Origin of the sequence: Cyanobium sp. NIES-981, from assembly GCF_900088535.1 — a bacterium.
Classification (GTDB): domain Bacteria; phylum Cyanobacteriota; class Cyanobacteriia; order PCC-6307; family Cyanobiaceae; genus NIES-981.
Map to the genome: position 1 here is coordinate 1020664 of NZ_LT578417.1, position 15124 is coordinate 1035787.

Below are 15124 nucleotides of genomic sequence, written 5' to 3' on the forward strand. Positions count from 1 at the left end.
TGCGACCCGCTTCCCACACATGGCCCGGGCTTTGTAGCCATGCCCACAGCATGGGGGTGCTAGCCGGCACCAGAACGGATTCACCCCAGACCGCTCGACGGCTCCCATGGCCGATACCAGCTCCACCCGCAGCCGCTCCTGTTTCATCCACCGGCCGCTGGCCGAGGAGATGCAGCGGCACCTGTTCTTCAGCCAGGCCAAGGCCCCGTCGCTGGCGACGCGCCACGACCACTACCGCAGCCTGGCCCTGGCCGTGCGGGACCGCCTGCTGCACAACTGGGTGGACACCGCCGAGACCTACACCCGCGCCCAGGTGCGCACGGCGGTGTACCTCTCCGCGGAATACCTGCTGGGCCCCCACCTCGACAACAACCTGGTGAACCTGGGTCTGCGCCAGGAGGCTGAAGAGGCCTGCCGCGAGCTGGGGCTCGACCTCGATGAACTGATCCTGGAAGAGCCCGAGCCCGGCCTGGGCAACGGCGGCCTGGGGCGGCTGGCGGCCTGTTTCCAGGAGTCGATGGCCACGCTGGAGCTGCCGGCCATCGGCTACGGCATCCGCTACGAATTCGGCATCTTCCGCCAGCAGATCACACCCCACGGGCAGCAGGAGGTCACCGATGCCTGGCTGGCCCAGGGCAACCCCTGGGAAGTGATCCGGCCGGAGTGGCGCTACCCGGTGACCATCGGCCATCACACCGTGATCGGCGTGGCGTACGACACCCCGATCCTCGGCTACGGCGTGCGCACGGCCAACACCCTGCGGCTCTGGGCCGCGGCGGCTCCCGAGGAGCTGGATTTCGCCTCGTTCAATGCGGGCGACTACACCAAGGCGGTGCTGCACAAGATGCAGTCGGAGACCCTCTCGAAGGTGCTCTATCCGAATGACGAGATGGATCAGGGCAAGCGCCTGCGCCTCTCGCAGCAGATCTTCTTCGTGAGCTGCTCCCTGCAGGACATGTTCCGCATCCTCAAGGGGCAGGGGCTGCCGGCCGATCAGTTCCACACCAAGTTCGCGGTCCAGCTCAACGACACCCACCCGGCCATCGCCGTGGCCGAGCTGATGCGGCTGCTGCTGGATGAGCACCGCCTCGACTGGGACACCGCCTGGGGCGTGACCACCGCCAGCCTCAGCTACACCAATCACACCCTCCTGCCGGAGGCCCTCGAGACCTGGGGGGTGGAGCTGTTCCAGCAGCTGCTGCCGCGCCAGCTCGAGATCATCTACGAGATCAACGCCCGGTTCCTGCGGATGGCGCGCATCCGCTATCCCGGTCAGCCCGAGAAGCTGGCCCGGCTCTCCCTGATCGAGGAGGGTCCCCACCGCAAGGTGCGGATGGCCAACCTCGCCGTGGTGGGCTGTCACCAGACCAATGGGGTGGCCGAGCTGCACAGCGATCTGCTGCGCCGCCACCTGCTGGCCGACTTCGCCGAGATCTGGCCGGAACGTTTCACCAACGTCACCAACGGGGTCACCCCACGCCGCTGGATGGTGGTGTCCAACCCAGGTCTGGCCCAGCTGCTGGATGAAGCGATCGGCAGCCACTGGCGCCGCGACCTCAGCCATCTGCAGGGTCTGGCCCAGCACCGCGACGACCCGGCCTTCCTGGAGCGCTGGATGGGCGTGCGGGAAGCCTCGAAGCAGAGGCTCGTGCGGCACATCCATCAGACCCAGGGCCTGCTCCTGGATCCCGGCTCCATCTTCGATGTGCAGGTGAAGCGGATCCATGAGTACAAGCGCCAGCACCTGGCTGCCCTGCACGTGGTGGAGCGCTACCTGCGGCTCCGAAACGGCGAGGATCTGCCGCCGCGCACCGTGATCTTCGGGGGCAAGGCAGCCCCGGGCTACGCGATGGCCAAGCTGATCATCCGGCTGATCGTGGGGATCTCGGAGATCGTGAACATGGATCCGGCCATGGAAGGGCGCCTGCGGGTGGTGTTCCTGCCCAACTTCAGCGTGAGCCTCGGCCAGAAGATCTACCCGGCCGTGGATCTCTCCGAACAGATCTCCACAGCCGGCAAGGAGGCCTCAGGCACCGGCAACATGAAAATGGCCCTGAACGGTGCCCTCACGATCGGCACCCTGGACGGCGCCAACGTGGAGATCCGTGAGCGGGTGGGCCCGGACAACTTCTTCCTCTTCGGCCACACCGCCGAGCAGATCCGGGAGTTCGACCGGATGGGCTACCACCCGATGCCCTGGATCGAGAAGGACCCGGTGGTGCGGGAGGCCATCGAGCTGATCGGGGCCGGTCACTTCAGCGAGGGCGATCGCGATCTCTTCTATCCGCTGCTGGCCAACCTCACCAGCCACGATCCGTTCAAGGTGATGGCCGACATCGCCGACTACCGCCAGGCCCAGGACCGGGTCGATGCCTGCTGGCAGGATCCCAGCCAGTGGGCACGGATGTCGGTGGCCAACACCATGAACTGCGGCTTCTTCTCGAGTGACCGCTCGATCCGGGAGTACGCCGAGCGGATCTGGAAGGTGTCGCCCGTGCCGGTGGAGGCCACCACCACCCATCTGGTCTGAGCGCATCCACCGCAAGACGCCTGGGGGGCCGCCCACCTTCGTGGTGTAGGGTTGAGGGGATTCAAGAACCAGTCTTCAGCAGGTTTCTCTCCGAAACGGCGGCTCCAACCAGGATTTGACCACTAGGCCAGCAACTTTCTTCAGGGCGTTCAACGAATCCGTTCATAGTTTTCAAGACCAGACTTCATGACCATTTACGTGGGCAACCTCTCGTTCGACGCCGAGGTTGATGACGTTCAGCACCTGTTCTCCGAATACGGTGCCGTTCGCAAATGCACCCTGCCCCTGGACCGCGACACCGGACGCAAGCGCGGTTTCGCCTTCGTCGAGATGGCCAACGAGGCCGACGAGACCAAGGCCATCGACGACCTCCAGAACGTCGAGTGGATGGGCCGCAACATCCGGGTGAACAAAGCTGAGCCCCGCACCGGTGGTGGCGGTGGACGCCAGTTTGCCGGTGCCGGCGGTGGCGGTTACGGCGGCGGCGGTGGCAACCGCTGGTGATCACCGGCTCACGCTGATCCCAGCCTGGCTGCTCAAAGCCTTTTTCATCACAGCCTGGGGGGAGCGGTATGCCGTCTCCTCCCTTTTTTTCATCTCACCTTCATCCCACCGAACAGCCGCCCCTCACCAGGCGGCTTTTTGCTGGCTGGACGGCCCGTGCCAGCAGGGCGCGATCGGAGGGCACACGCAGCTGGCTGGCGCAGCCCAGGCGCTCAAGCAGCCGCACGAAGCGATAGGTGGGATCAGGCAGGCGGACAGGCACGCCGTCACGCACGGTGAATCCCTGGCGCACGGATCCCTGGAAGCCGTGGTGGCAGTTGTGCCACCCCTCTCCGAGGGTGATCAGGGCGACAAAGGCGTTGTTGCGGCTGGCATCCCCCGTATCGAACGGCTGCTCGCCGGCCAGATGGGCCAGGGAATTGACGCTGGCCACCCCATGGAACAGCAGCGTGGTGCTGAGGCAGAAGGCGCCGAGCCATTCCAGGCCGCCGAGCTGCCAGGAGAGGAGCGCCAGGGCTAGCACCGGCAGGGCATGGAGCCGGTCGATGCCGCGCAGTACGGGGTCAGCCTCGATGTCGGCAGGCAGCTGGGCCGGGTGGAAGGCGGGACTGAGCAGCCAACCGATCTGGGCGTGCCAGAAGCGGCCCCAGCCGGGCCTCGGCTGGAGGGGGGAATGGGGGTCGGCAGCCGTGTCCACATACCGGTGATGGGCCAGATGGTGGGCCTTCCACCAGCTCGGCCCCATCTGGCCAGACGAGGCGGCGATGGCCGAACCGAGCCACCAGAGCAGCCGGGGGGCCCGGTAACTGCCGTGGGTGATCAACCGGTGATAGATCGCGGTGGTGGCCAGCATCCTGACCAGGTAGAGCAGCAAGGCCCAGCCGGCCGCCGCCAGACCGAGGCCGGTCCAGAGCAGCAGGACGCAACCGAGGTGCGCCGCAATGATCAGAACAGGCCCGACACCGTGGAGCAGGCGGCGGAGCAAGGGGGGGCGATGGGTGCCCGCGGAAGAATGGTGCAGCGCAGTGTCCGTGCAGAATCCATCCTAGTGAGCGCACCAGGACACCCTGGCGCGGCCCGGCGTTCGGGCCAAGACTCAGACGGCCGGGTCCAGGGGCAGCGCCGCGACCACCAGGGCTTCGCGCTGGGGATGGTGACGCCGGAAGGCCCGATCCTCGGCGGCCCTGCGACAGGTGAGCAGGAACAGGGGCATGGTGATGCCGAAGGTCTCCTCGAACTGGCTCACCGTCTCGGCACTGCGCTGCAGTCCACAGGCCCGGATGGCCCGGGGCAGGGACAGCCCCGGTTCCGAGGTGATGACGGCGAACAGGCGGTTGAGCCGATGGTGCTGCAACGCCTCGTAGGGCGTCATGCCTCGCGACTGGTCGAAGCAGAAATCCAGGCACTCCAGCGTGATGCCCAGCACATCGGCCACCGCCGGCATGGTGATCGGCTGCCGGAAATGCTCGGCGAAATAGCGCAGCGCCTGACCCACCACCAGACGACTCCGGGCCGGGTGGGCGGATGGGCAGTCGGCGGGGACCAGGCGCATGGTTCACTCCCGAACCTGAACGGATGCATCTGTGATAGGCAGCTGAAGCGGCGGCTACCAGCGCCGACCCGTGGAGTGGCACAGATCGCAGCGAGCTGGAACGACCCGCAACACAGGCCTGTCACAGGAGGCAACGCATGCGGGGGCGAGGGAGGCCGACCGGCTCAGGGCTCGCGATCGGGGGTGTCGCTGGGCCGCAGCACCACCACGACAGCCCCCACCACGATCAGCACGATGAGCACGAGCCCTGCCCCGATCGGGAGCGCCACATCCGGATCCATGCTTCGCTCGGCGGGGTGGACAACCACCCCATCCTGCACGAGGCGTCCAGGAACGCGTTCAGCGCACGAAGAGCATCTCCTGGTAGGTGGGCAGCGGCCAGGCGTCGTCGTCGATCAGCAGCTCCAGGCTGTCGGCGGCCTCGCGGATGCTCGTCATGGCCGGCAGCAGGGCATCCACGCAGTGGCGCAAGTGGGCCTGCATGCCATCGGGGTGTCCCTCCATGGCCTGCTCGAGCTGGCGGCAGCCCGCCAGCAGCTTGCCGTTGAGCCCATCAATCTGGTGCAGCATGGTGTCGTCGGGGGAAAGACCCACCTTCTGCTGACTCTTGAGCGACTCAGCCAGCTTGCCGAGGGCGTTGCCCACGGCCGGCAGGATCTGGGTGCGGGCCATGCGCAGCACCAGGCGGGCCTCCACCTCGATGGCCTGCACGTACTGCTCCGCGTACACCTCGAAACGGCTCTCCAGCTCCAGCGGTGTCAGCACGCCCTGGCGCTCGAAGAGATCGCGGATCTCGGGACGCTGCAGCACCGGCAGGGCGTCCGCCGAGGTGGGCAGGTTCTCCAGGCCCCGCTCCTCCACCGCCATCCTGTGCCACTCGGAGGAGTAGCCATCACCGCCGAACACCACGGCGCCGTGGTTGTCCATGGCCTGCTTCATCACCGCCAGGGCCGCCTCATCGAGCGACTGGCCTGAGGCCATCGTGGCCTCCAGCTGGTCGGCCACCCACTGCAGCGAATCGGCCAGGATGGTGTTGAGCACCACGAGGGGGCCCGCCACCGATTGGCCGGAGCCCACGGCCCGGAACTCGAAGCGGTTGCCGGTGAAGGCGAATGGCGAGGTGCGGTTGCGGTCGCCGGGATCCTTGTTGAGATCGGGCAGCGTGTCGATCCCCAGCGACATCAGGGCCGCGGCGGCGGAACCCTGCAGGTTGCCGGCGCGGATCTGGTTGAACACGTCCTCCAGCTGGCTGCCGAGGTACACCGAAATGATCGCGGGCGGCGCCTCGTTGGCCCCGAGGCGATGGTCGTTGCTGGCGGTGGCGATGGCGGCGCGCATCAGCGGGCCGTAGAGGTGCACGCCGCGGATTACCGCGGAGCAGAACAGCAGGAACTGCATGTTCTCGTGGGGGGTGGAGCCGGGATCGAGCAGATTGCCCTGGGTGGGATTGCCGATCGACCAGTTCACGTGCTTGCCGCTGCCGTTCACTCCGGCGAAGGGCTTCTCGTGCAGCAGGCAGCTGAACCCGTGCTTCTTGGCCGTGGCCTTGAGCACGGTCATGGTGAGCTGCTGGTGGTCGGTGGCCACGTTCGCGGCCTCGAAGAAGGGCGCGATCTCGAACTGCCCGGGAGCCACCTCGTTGTGGCGGGTCTTGGCGGGGATCCCGAGGCGGTAGAGCTGGCGCTCCACGTCCTGCATGAACACCTGCACCCGCTCCGGGATGGCCCCGAAGTAGTGGTCGTCAAACTGCTGCCCTTTCGCGGGGGGCGCTCCCACCAGGGTGCGACCGGCCAGCTGCAGATCGGGCCGCAGGGCCGCGAAGGCGGCATCCACCAGGAAATACTCCTGCTCGGCACCGCAGCTGGAGTTCACCGGCGCGATGTCGGTTTCTCCCAGCAGGCGCAGCAGCCGCTGGGCCTGCCTGTTCATCGCTGCGTTGGAGCGCAGCAGCGGGGTCTTCTTGTCGAGGGCCTCGCCGGTCCAGGACACGAACACCGTGGGAATGCAGAGGGTGACCCCGTTGGGGGTCTCCATCAGGTAGGCGGGACTGGTCACGTCCCAGGCGGTGTAACCGCGGGCCTCGAAGGTGGAGCGGATGCCACCGTTCGGGAAGGAGGAACCATCCGGTTCGCCCTGCACCAGCAGCTTGCCGGTGAACTCGGTGATCGCCACCCCATCGCCCTGGGGGGAGATGAAACCGTCGTGCTTCTCGGCGGTGAGGTTGGTGAGGGGATAGAAGACGTGGGCGTAGTAGAGGGCGCCGCGGCCGGTGGCCCAGTCCTTCATCGCCTGGGCAACGACATCCGCCACCGAGTTGTCGAGCTTGCTGCCCTCCTTGATGCAGCGCTGGATCGACTTGAAGACGGTCTTGGGCAGGGCCGACTTCATCTTCTCGAGGGTGAAGACATCGGCAGCCCACAGCTCCTCCAGGGCGCTGGCGGGCTGGGTCGGCACGGAAGGCCGGTTCAGGATCGTCTGGATGGCCTGGAGCCGCGCGGTCGAAGGCATGGGGCAGTTCAAAGGTTATGGAGATCAGCCAAGCGCCCGACCCACCCCATCCAATGGATCGATTGATACCGCCCGGCGAAGTGAGGCCTCCCGAAGCCCGCCCCCTGGGCCGCCTGCCGAAGCGATCACAGCAGCTGCGACCGATCACCAATGCTTAGCAATGGGATTTTCCGCGGCTCCCTGCCTTTTTCCACAGATCGCAGCCTGCTTTTCCACAGCCGCGGTGGTGTCGAGCCCCCCGGGGGGCGGCAGCGGCCCCAATCTCAGGGGAAAAGGGGCTTTCCCGTTGACGCCCTGGCGGATGCGCCCCCTGACCATGGGCCCGCCCTGACAGGGGACGGCCAGAAGGCTTGCCACAACTGCATTCTTACCGGTGGTCCCAACGGGATGGGGCCCCGGCGGGCCCCTTTGACGGGGGCAGGACGGCATGGCGTCATGGAGGAGAAGCGCCATGAGCCGAGTGAGTCACGTTCCTGATCACCCCCCCGCCACCGTGTCCGTGGAGAACCAGTTCCCGGAGGATCTGTTCGATGCGATGCGGGACTTCGTGCGCACCCACCCCCAGTGGGACCAGTACCGCCTGATGCAGGCGGCCCTGGCCGGCTTCCTGTTCCAGCACGGCTGCCAGGACCGGGCCGTGGCCCGGCACTACCTCAATGGTCTGTTCCGGCGGGAGTCCACCCCCAGGGAACCCGGCACCGCCACCGCCTGAGCCATGGCCTCCCCTCCCCCGCTTCCCGGCCCCGAGGTGCTGCTGCTGGAGCCCCGCCAGCTGCACGACAGCCGCGCCGTGATCGAGGCGGTGCGGGCCGGTAAGACTGTGGTGGTGAATCTGGCGGCGATGGCATCCAGCCATGGCCAGCGCCTGATCGACCTGGCCTGTGGGGGCATCACAGCCATGGACGGCCAGGCGCTGCGCCTGGCCGATGCGGTGTTCCTGTTCGCCCCGGCCCTCACGTCCATCCACACCCCCTGACCCCCGGCTCAGCAACCATGGCGTCGCGTTTCTCCTGGCTGGATGCCCTCGGCAGGGTTCTGCTCTGCTTGGTGTTCGTGCAGGCGGCCCTGGGCAAGCTGAGCGGCTTCGCGGCCGTGGCCGGGAAGCTGAGGATGGTCGGACTGCCTGTGCCGGAGCTGCTGCTGGCCGGAGCCGTGGTGGCGATGGGCGTGGGCTCGGCCCTGGTGATCAGCGGCTGGCGCCGGGGCCTGGGCGCGGCCCTGCTGCTGGTGTTCCTGATTCCGGCCACGCTCGTGTTCCACACGGCCCTGGACGATCCCCAGGAACGCATCCAGCTGTTCAAGAACCTGGCCATCATGGGCGGATTGCTGCTCGTGCTGGATCGAAGCGGCCCCCGGGCCGAATCCGATCTCCGGCCCCGCGGGTAGTCATCCAACATCCAGAATTGCCTCCATGGCCATCGAGCCGATCCTGCCGGCGGCAGGCCCCCGGCCCCGGGAGGCATCCCGGGACCAGGGGGATCCCGCCGTCGACCACGGCGATCTGGCCGCTCTCTATGACGCCTACGGGCCGGCGGTCTACCGCCTCGCCCTGCGGCTGTGCCGCAGCAGCCATGCGGCCGAGGATCTGGTGCAGGATGTGTTCCTGCGCTACTGGCAGCAGGGCCGCTACGACCCGAAACGGGGGCCGGTGCTGGCCTACCTGCTGCTGCTCACCCGATCGATGGCCCTGAACCGCCTGGCCCAGCGGCGCAACCGCTGGCAGATCCTGCAGCAGTGGTCCACCCAGCTGCTGGCCCCCAGCGAGCCCAGCGCCCAGCACTGGGCGGAACTCAACGACCTGGGGGAGCGGATGCGCCAGGCCCTGGAGGGGATCGCGCCCAACCAGCGGCAGGTGCTCGAGCTGGCTTACTACCAGGGGCTGAGCCAGTCGGCCATCGCCGAGCGGCTGGCCATCCCCCTCGGCACCGTGAAGACCCGTTCCCGCCAGGGGCTGCTGGCCCTGCGCCGGCACCTGGTGGATTTCCATGGCGACGCCGCCACCGCCCCCTCCTTGCCCCGTTCCCACCCGTGATGCCGCATTCCGATCTGCCGCCGCCGCCGGATCGTGACGCGATCGACGAGCTGCTGGCTGGCCACGCCCTGGGGGACCTCGATGTGGCCGAACAGGCCCGGTTGCGGCAGCACCTGGCCGCCGACCCCAGCCTGCGCAGCCGCCTCGAGGAACTCAACACCACCCTGCAGCTGCTGCCCCTGGCCCTGCCGGAGCAGCCGCTGCCCCCGGGCCGCCTGCGTCAGCGGCTGCTCCACGGCCAGCGCCCGGCCAGCGGCGAATCCGGCGCCAGCCGCCCCGCCTGGGGGAGGCTGGTGATGGCGGCCCTGGCCGGCGGCCTGCTCGTCACCGGTCTGCAGGTGCACCAGTTGCGCCAGCAGCTGGCCGTTCGTCCGGAGCCGACCCAGGGAGCGGCGGTGCCCGCGCCGGCGCCGACCCTGCAGGTGGACCGCACCCTGCCGATGCGGGGGGAGGGAGCCGGCAGCACGGCCAGTGGCCAGGTGGTGGTGCAGACCGGCCGGCCCTACAACCTGCTGCGGATCCAGGGCCTGCCGTCGCCGCCCCCCGACCATGTCTACCGGCTCTGGGCGGATGTGGATGGGCGCCAGGTGGGCTGCGTGCAGTTCCTTCCCGACGACATGGGGGTGGTGTCGATGCCGATCCCGACCGAGCCCTCCAGCCACGCGCGACGGCTCAGCATCCGGCTGGAACCGCTGCGCCCCGGCGGCGACCGGCCCCAGGGTCCCCGCGTGCTCACCAGCGTCTGAAGCTCCCCGAAGCCAGCTCCCCGTGAACGAAGCCCCCAGCGTGACCGCCACTCCCCCCGCCGCCAGCCCGGCCGAAACCAGCCGCTTCCCGCCGCTGCGGCGCCGGGCCCTCACCTGCCTGCAGGTGAACCTGGGCTACCGCTGCAACCAGAGCTGCAGCCACTGCCATGTCAATGCCGGCCCCAGCCGCACCGAGAGCATGGAGGCCGCCACGGCGGCCCTGATTCCCGGCGTGCTGCAGGCCCGGGGCATCACGACGCTGGACCTCACCGGAGGGGCGCCGGAGCTGCACCCCCTCTTCCGCTCCCTGGTGGAGGAGGCGCGGCGGCTGGGGGTCACGGTGATCGACCGCTGCAACCTCACGATCCTGAGCGAGCCGGGGCAGGAGGACCTGGCCGACTTCCTGGCCGGCCAGGGCGTGGTGGTGGTGGCCTCGCTGCCCTGCTACTCCGCCGGCAACGTTGACCGCCAGCGGGGCGATGGGGTGTTTGCGCGCAGCATCGCCGGCCTGCAGCAGCTCAATGCCCTGGGCTACGGCATCCCTGGCTCCGGCCTGGAGCTCAACCTGGTGTACAACCCCCAGGGAGCCGCCCTGCCACCGCCGCAGGACAGGCTGGAAGCCGACTACAAGCGGGTGCTGGCGGCCGACTTCGGCATCCGCTTCAACCGCCTGTTCGCCCTGGCCAACATGCCGATCCAGCGCTTCGCTTCAGGGCTGGAGCTCGCCGGTCAGCTCGAGAGCTACCGGGAGCTGCTGCGCCACCACCACCAGGACAGCAACCTCGAGGCCGTGATGTGCCGCAGCCTGATCAGCGTGGACTGGCAGGGCCACCTCTACGACTGCGACTTCAACCAGATGCTGGCGATCCCAGCTGGCGGACGCCAGCAGCCCCGGCCCCATCTGAGGGACCTGCTGCGCCAGGATCCCGAGGGCGACCCCATCGCCGTAGGCGATCACTGCTACGGCTGCACGGCCGGCAGCGGCTCCAGCTGCAGCGGTGCCCTCGGCTGAGCCGACGCCCTGCCCCCCTCCCCATGCTGTCCAGCTCCGAGCCGATGGTGTCCAGCCCCGACCAGACCAGCCGCGACCAGGCCGTCACCAGCCAGGTGCGGGCCTACTACGGCGAGGTGCTCAGCAGCAGCGCAGACCTGCGCACCAGTGCCTGCTGCGATGCCACGGCCGTGCCGGGGGAGCTCAAACCCCTGCTGGCCCGGATCCACCCGGAGGTGCTGACGCGCTACTACGGCTGCGGCCTGGTGGTGCCGCCACTGCTGGAGGGCCTGCGCGTGCTGGATCTGGGCTGCGGCACCGGGCGCGATGTCTATCTGCTGGCCCAGCTGGTGGGCCGCGGCGGCGAGGTGGTGGGGGTGGACATGACGGCCGAGCAACTGGCGGTGGCCCGCGCGCACCAGGCCTTCCATGCCGAGCAGTTCGGCTTCGCCAATGTGCGCTTCCTGGAGGGGCGGATCGAGGCACTGGGCGAGCTCGATCTCGAGCCCGCCAGTTTCGATGTGGTGATCTCCAACTGCGTGGTGAACCTCTCCACCGACAAGCAGGCCGTGCTGGAGGGTGTCCATTGGCTGTTGCGACCGGGCGGGGAGTTCTATTTCGCCGACGTCTACGCCGATCGCCGCGTGCCCGAGCACCTGCGCCACGATCCGGTGCTCTACGGCGAATGCCTCGGCGGGGCGCTCTACTGGAACGACTTCCTCCGGGTTGCCCGCCGGGCGGGCTTCCCCGATCCGCGGCTGGTGGAGGACCGCCCTCTGGAGATCACCGACCCCGAGCTGGCCGGCCGCATCGGTGAGCTGGGCTTCCACTCCGCCACCTACCGCCTGTTCCGCATCGCGGACCTGGAGGATGCCTGCGAGGACCATGGTCAGGCCGTGATCTACCGGGGGTCGATCCCTGGCCATCCCCACCGGTTCCCCTTCGACAAGCACCACCGCCTTGAGGCGGGTCGGGTCTTCCCGGTGTGTGGGAACACCTTTCGCATGCTGGCCGAAAGCCGCCTGGCCAGCCACTTCGACTTCATCGGTGACTTCAGCCGCCACTACGGCCTGTTCCCGGGCTGCGGTGGTGCGCTGCCCTTCTCGCCAAGGCGCGCGGGCGAAGAGCCTGGGACCGGCGGCCTCGAGGCCGGCAGCTGCTGCTGAGCGGAGCCGCGGTGACGGGGCCAGGCGGCCGGGGTGGCCGATCCCGATCGGTTCAGACCGGCCCGGAAGAGACCGGTGGCAGCGCATCGAGCTTGGCGGCAAGCACCACATCGGCCCGGGTCACTCCTCCCGCCTTGTGGGTGAACAGGTCCATCCCCACGTAGCCCCAGCCAACCTGGAAATCCGCATGGTGCCCCTGCTCCTCGCAGATGGCGCCAGCGCTGTTGAGCCAGCTCAGGGCCGAGGCGAAATCCGGGAACTCCAGCCGCCTGCTGAGATGGTGGCCGTCGACAACGTTCCAGCCCGGAAGTTCGGGGAGCAGCTCCTCGAGCTCCCCGGCCTCCAGGGTGGGTCCGCCGTCACGACAGGGAATGCAGGTTTCGTCCGCCAGGGCCATGGTTGTCACCTCCTCCACCTCCAGGTGGACACTTGGCCATCACGCCAGCCGCGAAGCTCACGACGCAGACGCGCCGACGTCCCACTGACCGACTCCACACTGACGTAGGCGCAGCTGGGTGATCGAAAACGTTTCACACCTCAACACTTCAGCAGCGTGAGGCTACGTGTTGTGAGCCTCCCCAGCCATCTTGGCCACCATCCCTACACTGAGAAGAGGGAAAGAGTCCCGCAGAAAGAGTCCCGCAGAACACTCACAAAAGAAGCAGCCAGGCCTGTTCTTCCAGGCACCGGAGCAGGCTCACACGAGCCTCCCGTGAGGCATTCCGCGAGGCATTCGGCCATGTCTGTCCTTACCGGCTACAACCTTCGCTCCACCTTGACCTATGGCGACATCTACGGCCAGATCCTGATCTGGCTGCTCGTTGTCTTTCTCAGCCTGGCATCCGGCCTTGCCCTGATGGGGGCCGCCCATGTCACGGCAGGGATGGTCGTTGTGGGCTCGATCTTCGTGTTTTCCTTGCCTTTCATTCTGTTTGCCTTCACAACCACCTTGCTGAACCACATTGCCCTTGATGCAGTCAGCCAGGAGGAGTTCGCTGCCCATGCGCGTGGCCTCCGGGCAGAACGCACTCCAGAGGCGGCGCCCGCTCGCGGCAGCGACGCCCTCGTGCCGGGTCTGCTCTAGCCGGGCGCCTGCACGGTCCCCTGGGGAGCATCGACCGGTTCTGGAGTGTCCGCAGCAGCTGCGTCGGATGCCAGCAGCTTCTGGAGAGCTTGGCGGAACCCCGGCTCCGGCAGACCGCCGATGACCTCGCCAAGGATGGAGAACTCACCCAGGGGATCAGCGACCAGCAAATAGGTGGGCAGCGCCAGGGAGCGCTTGTAGGGAAACCGCGTCAGCAGAATCTTCCTGTACCGCCCATAGACCACCGGATCCTTGAGGTCGACATCGACGTAGCTGAGGCCAAGCTCTGCCGCGACCCGAGCATCGAATTCACCCATGGACCGGCAGACAGAGCAGTCATGCGTGCTGTATTTGAGAAGATCCAGTTGTTTCATCGCGCTCGACCAGACACTGGAAGGAGAACCACTCGACCGTCAAGGCGCCACCTTCTGGGAGTCGCCATCTGGGCGTCGCCATCCGGGCGCCAGTTTCGGGGAGTCGCGGAAGGCCAGGGCAACCAGATGCCCAAACCTTGCGACCCAGCAGCTGGCGAACACCAACTGGAGCCCCTCAGCCGCAGCGCCCTTGGGCAAGAACGACCAGGCGACTGCCCCATTCCCTTTGATTCAACCGTAGCGAGACTTCCCAGCGATCCTGGCCAACGCAAAGGTTGTTGATCCCGCTCTACCGGCCGCGGCGCAGCCGGGCGCTGGGCATCAATCCCAATCTCCCGCCTGAACCTGCCCGCCGGGATCGACGGGAGAGGGACACCCTGAGGGGGAGATGTCGGCAGGGAACGTCATCAGGACAGCGTCATCGGGACCGTTGTCGTCGGGACCGTCGTCGTCGGGACCGTCGTCGTCGGGACCGTTGTCGTCGGGACCGTTGTCGTCGGGGCGTCGCCGTCAGATTGTTCGCATCCGATTTCGCCACGCCTTCTCTCCAGGCCCTATCTCCGCGCCCTCTCTCTGCGGCGGCTCTCCGCGCCTTCCCGGCACTCCAGCGTTGCCCCTGGGGCCCTGGGGATGACGTTCTCGGCCTCCTGCCAGATCCACTGGAGAAAGGAACCATGGGTCGCCTGAGATTCGAACTCAGGACCAATCGGTTAAAAGCCGAGTGCTCTACCGCTGAGCTAGCGACCCGCGCCCTTGGGCACCCAAGGAAGGTATCACCCCGCCCTGACCTCCTCCAAGCAGGCGCGGGAGCCCTGGAGAATGGGCTCTGCTTGGCCCTCCAGCGATGGCGTGCTCCCCCTCCTGGCCCGACCCGCAGATCCATCCCGATGCCTGGGTGGCGGCCAGCGCGGTGGTGATCGGCGATGTGCAGCTGGCCGCAGGGGCCAGCCTCTGGCCCACGGCCGTGGCCCGGGGCGACGTCTGCCCGATCCGGATCGGCAAGGGCAGCAACGTGCAGGACGGTGCCGTGCTGCATGGCGACCCCGGCCAGCCCGTGACCATCGGTGCCGACGTGACGATCGGCCACCGGGCTGTGATCCATGGCGCCACCCTGGAGGACGGCTGCCTGATCGGCATCGGCGCCGTGGTGCTCAACGGCGTGACCGTGGGGGAAGGGGCCCTGGTGGGTGCTGGATCGGTGGTGACCCGGGATGTGCCGCCAGGCGTGCTGGTGATGGGCGCACCGGCACGGCCCAGGCGGGAGCTCAGCCCCGAGGCCATCGCGGCCCAGCGTGAGCATGCCCTGGGCTACCGCCAGCTGGCGATGGCCCACGCCGGCCGGGCCAGCACTTAACAAAACCATTCAGACCAGCCCCCCATGCCGCTGCCATCCGGCGGGGTCCTTAAGATCACCCCACTTCCTCTTGCCCTCCCATGGACGCACGGCTGGTGCTGGTTGCCGCTCCGATCCTGCTCGCCGCCGGCTGGGCCGTGTTCCACATCGGCCGCGCCGCCGTGGGCCAGCTGCAGCTGATGATCAAGCGCGCCCGCGCCTGAGCCCTTTCCTTTGACGGAAGTCCGCGCGCCGTCCACACCTTCAGGCTCCCGCCTCGCCGCCACCCGCTCCTCAGCGGGCC

The 15124-nt window shown here is 68.0% G+C and carries 17 protein-coding genes and 1 tRNA gene; 12 read left to right on the top strand and 6 right to left on the bottom strand.

Features of this window, described 5'->3' with window-relative positions:
* Positions 1–106 precede the first annotated feature (106 nt).
* Together CBM981_RS05160 and CBM981_RS05165 are read left to right on the top strand one after the other, a co-directional pair.
* A complete protein-coding gene (locus CBM981_RS05160; protein WP_087067543.1) occupies positions 107–2530 on the top strand; it encodes a glycogen/starch/alpha-glucan phosphorylase in 2424 nt (807 codons plus the stop codon).
* A 186-nt stretch (positions 2531–2716) separates the two neighbouring features.
* Positions 2717–3034 carry an RNA-binding protein gene (locus CBM981_RS05165; RefSeq protein WP_087067544.1) on the top strand — a complete coding sequence of 106 codons (318 nt, stop codon included), beginning with the start codon at positions 2717–2719 and terminating at the stop codon, positions 3032–3034.
* 100 nt (positions 3035–3134) lie between these two features.
* Here CBM981_RS05165 and CBM981_RS05170 read toward each other — a convergent pair whose 3' ends face one another.
* The 3 genes from CBM981_RS05170 to CBM981_RS05180 form a co-directional block, all read right to left on the bottom strand.
* The gene (locus tag CBM981_RS05170; RefSeq protein WP_087067545.1) at positions 3135–4019 is read right to left on the bottom strand and encodes an acyl-CoA desaturase; all 885 of its coding nucleotides are present in this window, start codon (positions 4017–4019) and stop codon (positions 3135–3137) included.
* Positions 4020–4130: 111 nt separating this feature from the next.
* On the bottom strand, positions 4131–4586 hold the full coding sequence (locus tag CBM981_RS05175; protein WP_087067546.1) for an AraC family transcriptional regulator: 456 nt from the start codon (positions 4584–4586) through the stop codon (positions 4131–4133).
* A 339-nt stretch (positions 4587–4925) separates the two neighbouring features.
* The gene (locus CBM981_RS05180; protein ID WP_087067547.1) at positions 4926–7094 is read right to left on the bottom strand and encodes a glutamine synthetase III; all 2169 of its coding nucleotides are present in this window, start codon (positions 7092–7094) and stop codon (positions 4926–4928) included.
* A 451-nt stretch (positions 7095–7545) separates the two neighbouring features.
* On the opposite strand from CBM981_RS05180, the gene CBM981_RS05185 reads away from it, so the two are divergent.
* Genes CBM981_RS05185 through CBM981_RS05215 form a run of 7 tightly spaced genes read left to right on the top strand, consistent with a single transcriptional unit; the run spans position 7546 to position 12029 of the window.
* Positions 7546–7806: a DUF2811 domain-containing protein gene (locus CBM981_RS05185; protein WP_087067548.1), complete on the top strand. Its 261-nt coding sequence runs from the start codon at positions 7546–7548 to the stop codon at positions 7804–7806.
* A gap of 3 nt (positions 7807–7809) precedes the next feature.
* Positions 7810–8070: a cell division protein SepF gene (gene sepF, locus CBM981_RS05190; RefSeq protein WP_087067549.1), complete on the top strand. Its 261-nt coding sequence runs from the start codon at positions 7810–7812 to the stop codon at positions 8068–8070.
* 17 nt (positions 8071–8087) lie between these two features.
* Entirely contained in the window at positions 8088–8480 is a 393-nt protein-coding gene (locus CBM981_RS05195; RefSeq protein WP_087067550.1) for a DoxX family protein, read from the top strand.
* Between the two features lie 25 nt (positions 8481–8505).
* Positions 8506–9126 (top strand): sigma-70 family RNA polymerase sigma factor, encoded by a 621-nt coding sequence (locus tag CBM981_RS05200; RefSeq protein WP_087067551.1) that lies wholly within the window; start codon positions 8506–8508, stop codon positions 9124–9126.
* Complete coding sequence (locus CBM981_RS05205; RefSeq protein ID WP_087067552.1) at positions 9126–9872, top strand: anti-sigma factor domain-containing protein; 747 nt, start codon at positions 9126–9128, stop codon at positions 9870–9872. Before CBM981_RS05200 ends, CBM981_RS05205 begins: the two co-directional genes overlap by 1 nt.
* Before the next feature lie 40 nt (positions 9873–9912).
* A complete protein-coding gene (gene arsS, locus CBM981_RS05210; RefSeq protein WP_087069211.1) occupies positions 9913–10884 on the top strand; it encodes an arsenosugar biosynthesis radical SAM (seleno)protein ArsS in 972 nt (323 codons plus the stop codon).
* A gap of 23 nt (positions 10885–10907) precedes the next feature.
* Positions 10908–12029 carry a methyltransferase domain-containing protein gene (locus tag CBM981_RS05215; protein WP_225867545.1) on the top strand — a complete coding sequence of 374 codons (1122 nt, stop codon included), beginning with the start codon at positions 10908–10910 and terminating at the stop codon, positions 12027–12029.
* A gap of 52 nt (positions 12030–12081) precedes the next feature.
* Here the strand turns inward: CBM981_RS05215 and CBM981_RS05220 are convergent, their stop codons facing one another.
* Complete coding sequence (locus tag CBM981_RS05220; protein ID WP_087067553.1) at positions 12082–12426, bottom strand: 4a-hydroxytetrahydrobiopterin dehydratase; 345 nt, start codon at positions 12424–12426, stop codon at positions 12082–12084.
* Positions 12427–12768: 342 nt separating this feature from the next.
* On the opposite strand from CBM981_RS05220, the gene CBM981_RS05225 reads away from it, so the two are divergent.
* Positions 12769–13113: a hypothetical protein gene (locus CBM981_RS05225; protein WP_225867546.1), complete on the top strand. Its 345-nt coding sequence runs from the start codon at positions 12769–12771 to the stop codon at positions 13111–13113.
* Here CBM981_RS05225 and CBM981_RS05230 read toward each other — a convergent pair.
* Complete coding sequence (locus CBM981_RS05230; protein ID WP_087067554.1) at positions 13110–13487, bottom strand: hypothetical protein; 378 nt, start codon at positions 13485–13487, stop codon at positions 13110–13112. The two genes, CBM981_RS05225 and CBM981_RS05230, sit on opposite strands and share 4 nt — an antisense overlap.
* Before the next feature lie 675 nt (positions 13488–14162).
* Positions 14163–14234: transfer RNA gene (locus CBM981_RS05235), tRNA-Lys, on the bottom strand.
* A 97-nt stretch (positions 14235–14331) separates the two neighbouring features.
* Between CBM981_RS05235 and CBM981_RS05240 the strand changes: the two genes are divergently transcribed.
* Positions 14332–14841 (top strand): gamma carbonic anhydrase family protein, encoded by a 510-nt coding sequence (locus tag CBM981_RS05240; protein ID WP_087067555.1) that lies wholly within the window; start codon positions 14332–14334, stop codon positions 14839–14841.
* A gap of 80 nt (positions 14842–14921) precedes the next feature.
* Positions 14922–15044, top strand: a complete 123-nt coding sequence (locus tag CBM981_RS05245) for a photosystem II protein Y (protein WP_087067556.1) — start codon at positions 14922–14924, stop codon at positions 15042–15044.
* Positions 15045–15124: the final 80 nt, after the last annotated feature.

What these genes read in the sequence shown, in the direction of transcription:
- CBM981_RS05160 (WP_087067543.1), top strand. Translation starts at nt 107, where the DNA reads ATGGCCGATACCAGCTCCACCCGCAGCCGCTCCTGTTTCATCCACCGG.
- CBM981_RS05165 (WP_087067544.1), top strand. Translation starts at nt 2,717, where the DNA reads ATGACCATTTACGTGGGCAACCTCTCGTTCGACGCCGAGGTTGATGAC.
- CBM981_RS05175 (WP_087067546.1), bottom strand. Translation starts at nt 4,586, where the DNA reads ATGCGCCTGGTCCCCGCCGACTGCCCATCCGCCCACCCGGCCCGGAGT.
- CBM981_RS05180 (WP_087067547.1), bottom strand. Translation starts at nt 7,094, where the DNA reads ATGCCTTCGACCGCGCGGCTCCAGGCCATCCAGACGATCCTGAACCGG.
- CBM981_RS05185 (WP_087067548.1), top strand. Translation starts at nt 7,546, where the DNA reads ATGAGCCGAGTGAGTCACGTTCCTGATCACCCCCCCGCCACCGTGTCC.
- sepF (WP_087067549.1), top strand. Translation starts at nt 7,810, where the DNA reads ATGGCCTCCCCTCCCCCGCTTCCCGGCCCCGAGGTGCTGCTGCTGGAG.
- CBM981_RS05195 (WP_087067550.1), top strand. Translation starts at nt 8,088, where the DNA reads ATGGCGTCGCGTTTCTCCTGGCTGGATGCCCTCGGCAGGGTTCTGCTC.
- CBM981_RS05200 (WP_087067551.1), top strand. Translation starts at nt 8,506, where the DNA reads ATGGCCATCGAGCCGATCCTGCCGGCGGCAGGCCCCCGGCCCCGGGAG.
- CBM981_RS05205 (WP_087067552.1), top strand. Translation starts at nt 9,126, where the DNA reads ATGCCGCATTCCGATCTGCCGCCGCCGCCGGATCGTGACGCGATCGAC.
- CBM981_RS05215 (WP_225867545.1), top strand. Translation starts at nt 10,908, where the DNA reads ATGCTGTCCAGCTCCGAGCCGATGGTGTCCAGCCCCGACCAGACCAGC.
- CBM981_RS05220 (WP_087067553.1), bottom strand. Translation starts at nt 12,426, where the DNA reads ATGGCCCTGGCGGACGAAACCTGCATTCCCTGTCGTGACGGCGGACCC.
- CBM981_RS05225 (WP_225867546.1), top strand. Translation starts at nt 12,769, where the DNA reads ATGTCTGTCCTTACCGGCTACAACCTTCGCTCCACCTTGACCTATGGC.
- CBM981_RS05230 (WP_087067554.1), bottom strand. Translation starts at nt 13,487, where the DNA reads ATGAAACAACTGGATCTTCTCAAATACAGCACGCATGACTGCTCTGTC.
- CBM981_RS05240 (WP_087067555.1), top strand. Translation starts at nt 14,332, where the DNA reads ATGGCGTGCTCCCCCTCCTGGCCCGACCCGCAGATCCATCCCGATGCC.
- CBM981_RS05245 (WP_087067556.1), top strand. Translation starts at nt 14,922, where the DNA reads ATGGACGCACGGCTGGTGCTGGTTGCCGCTCCGATCCTGCTCGCCGCC.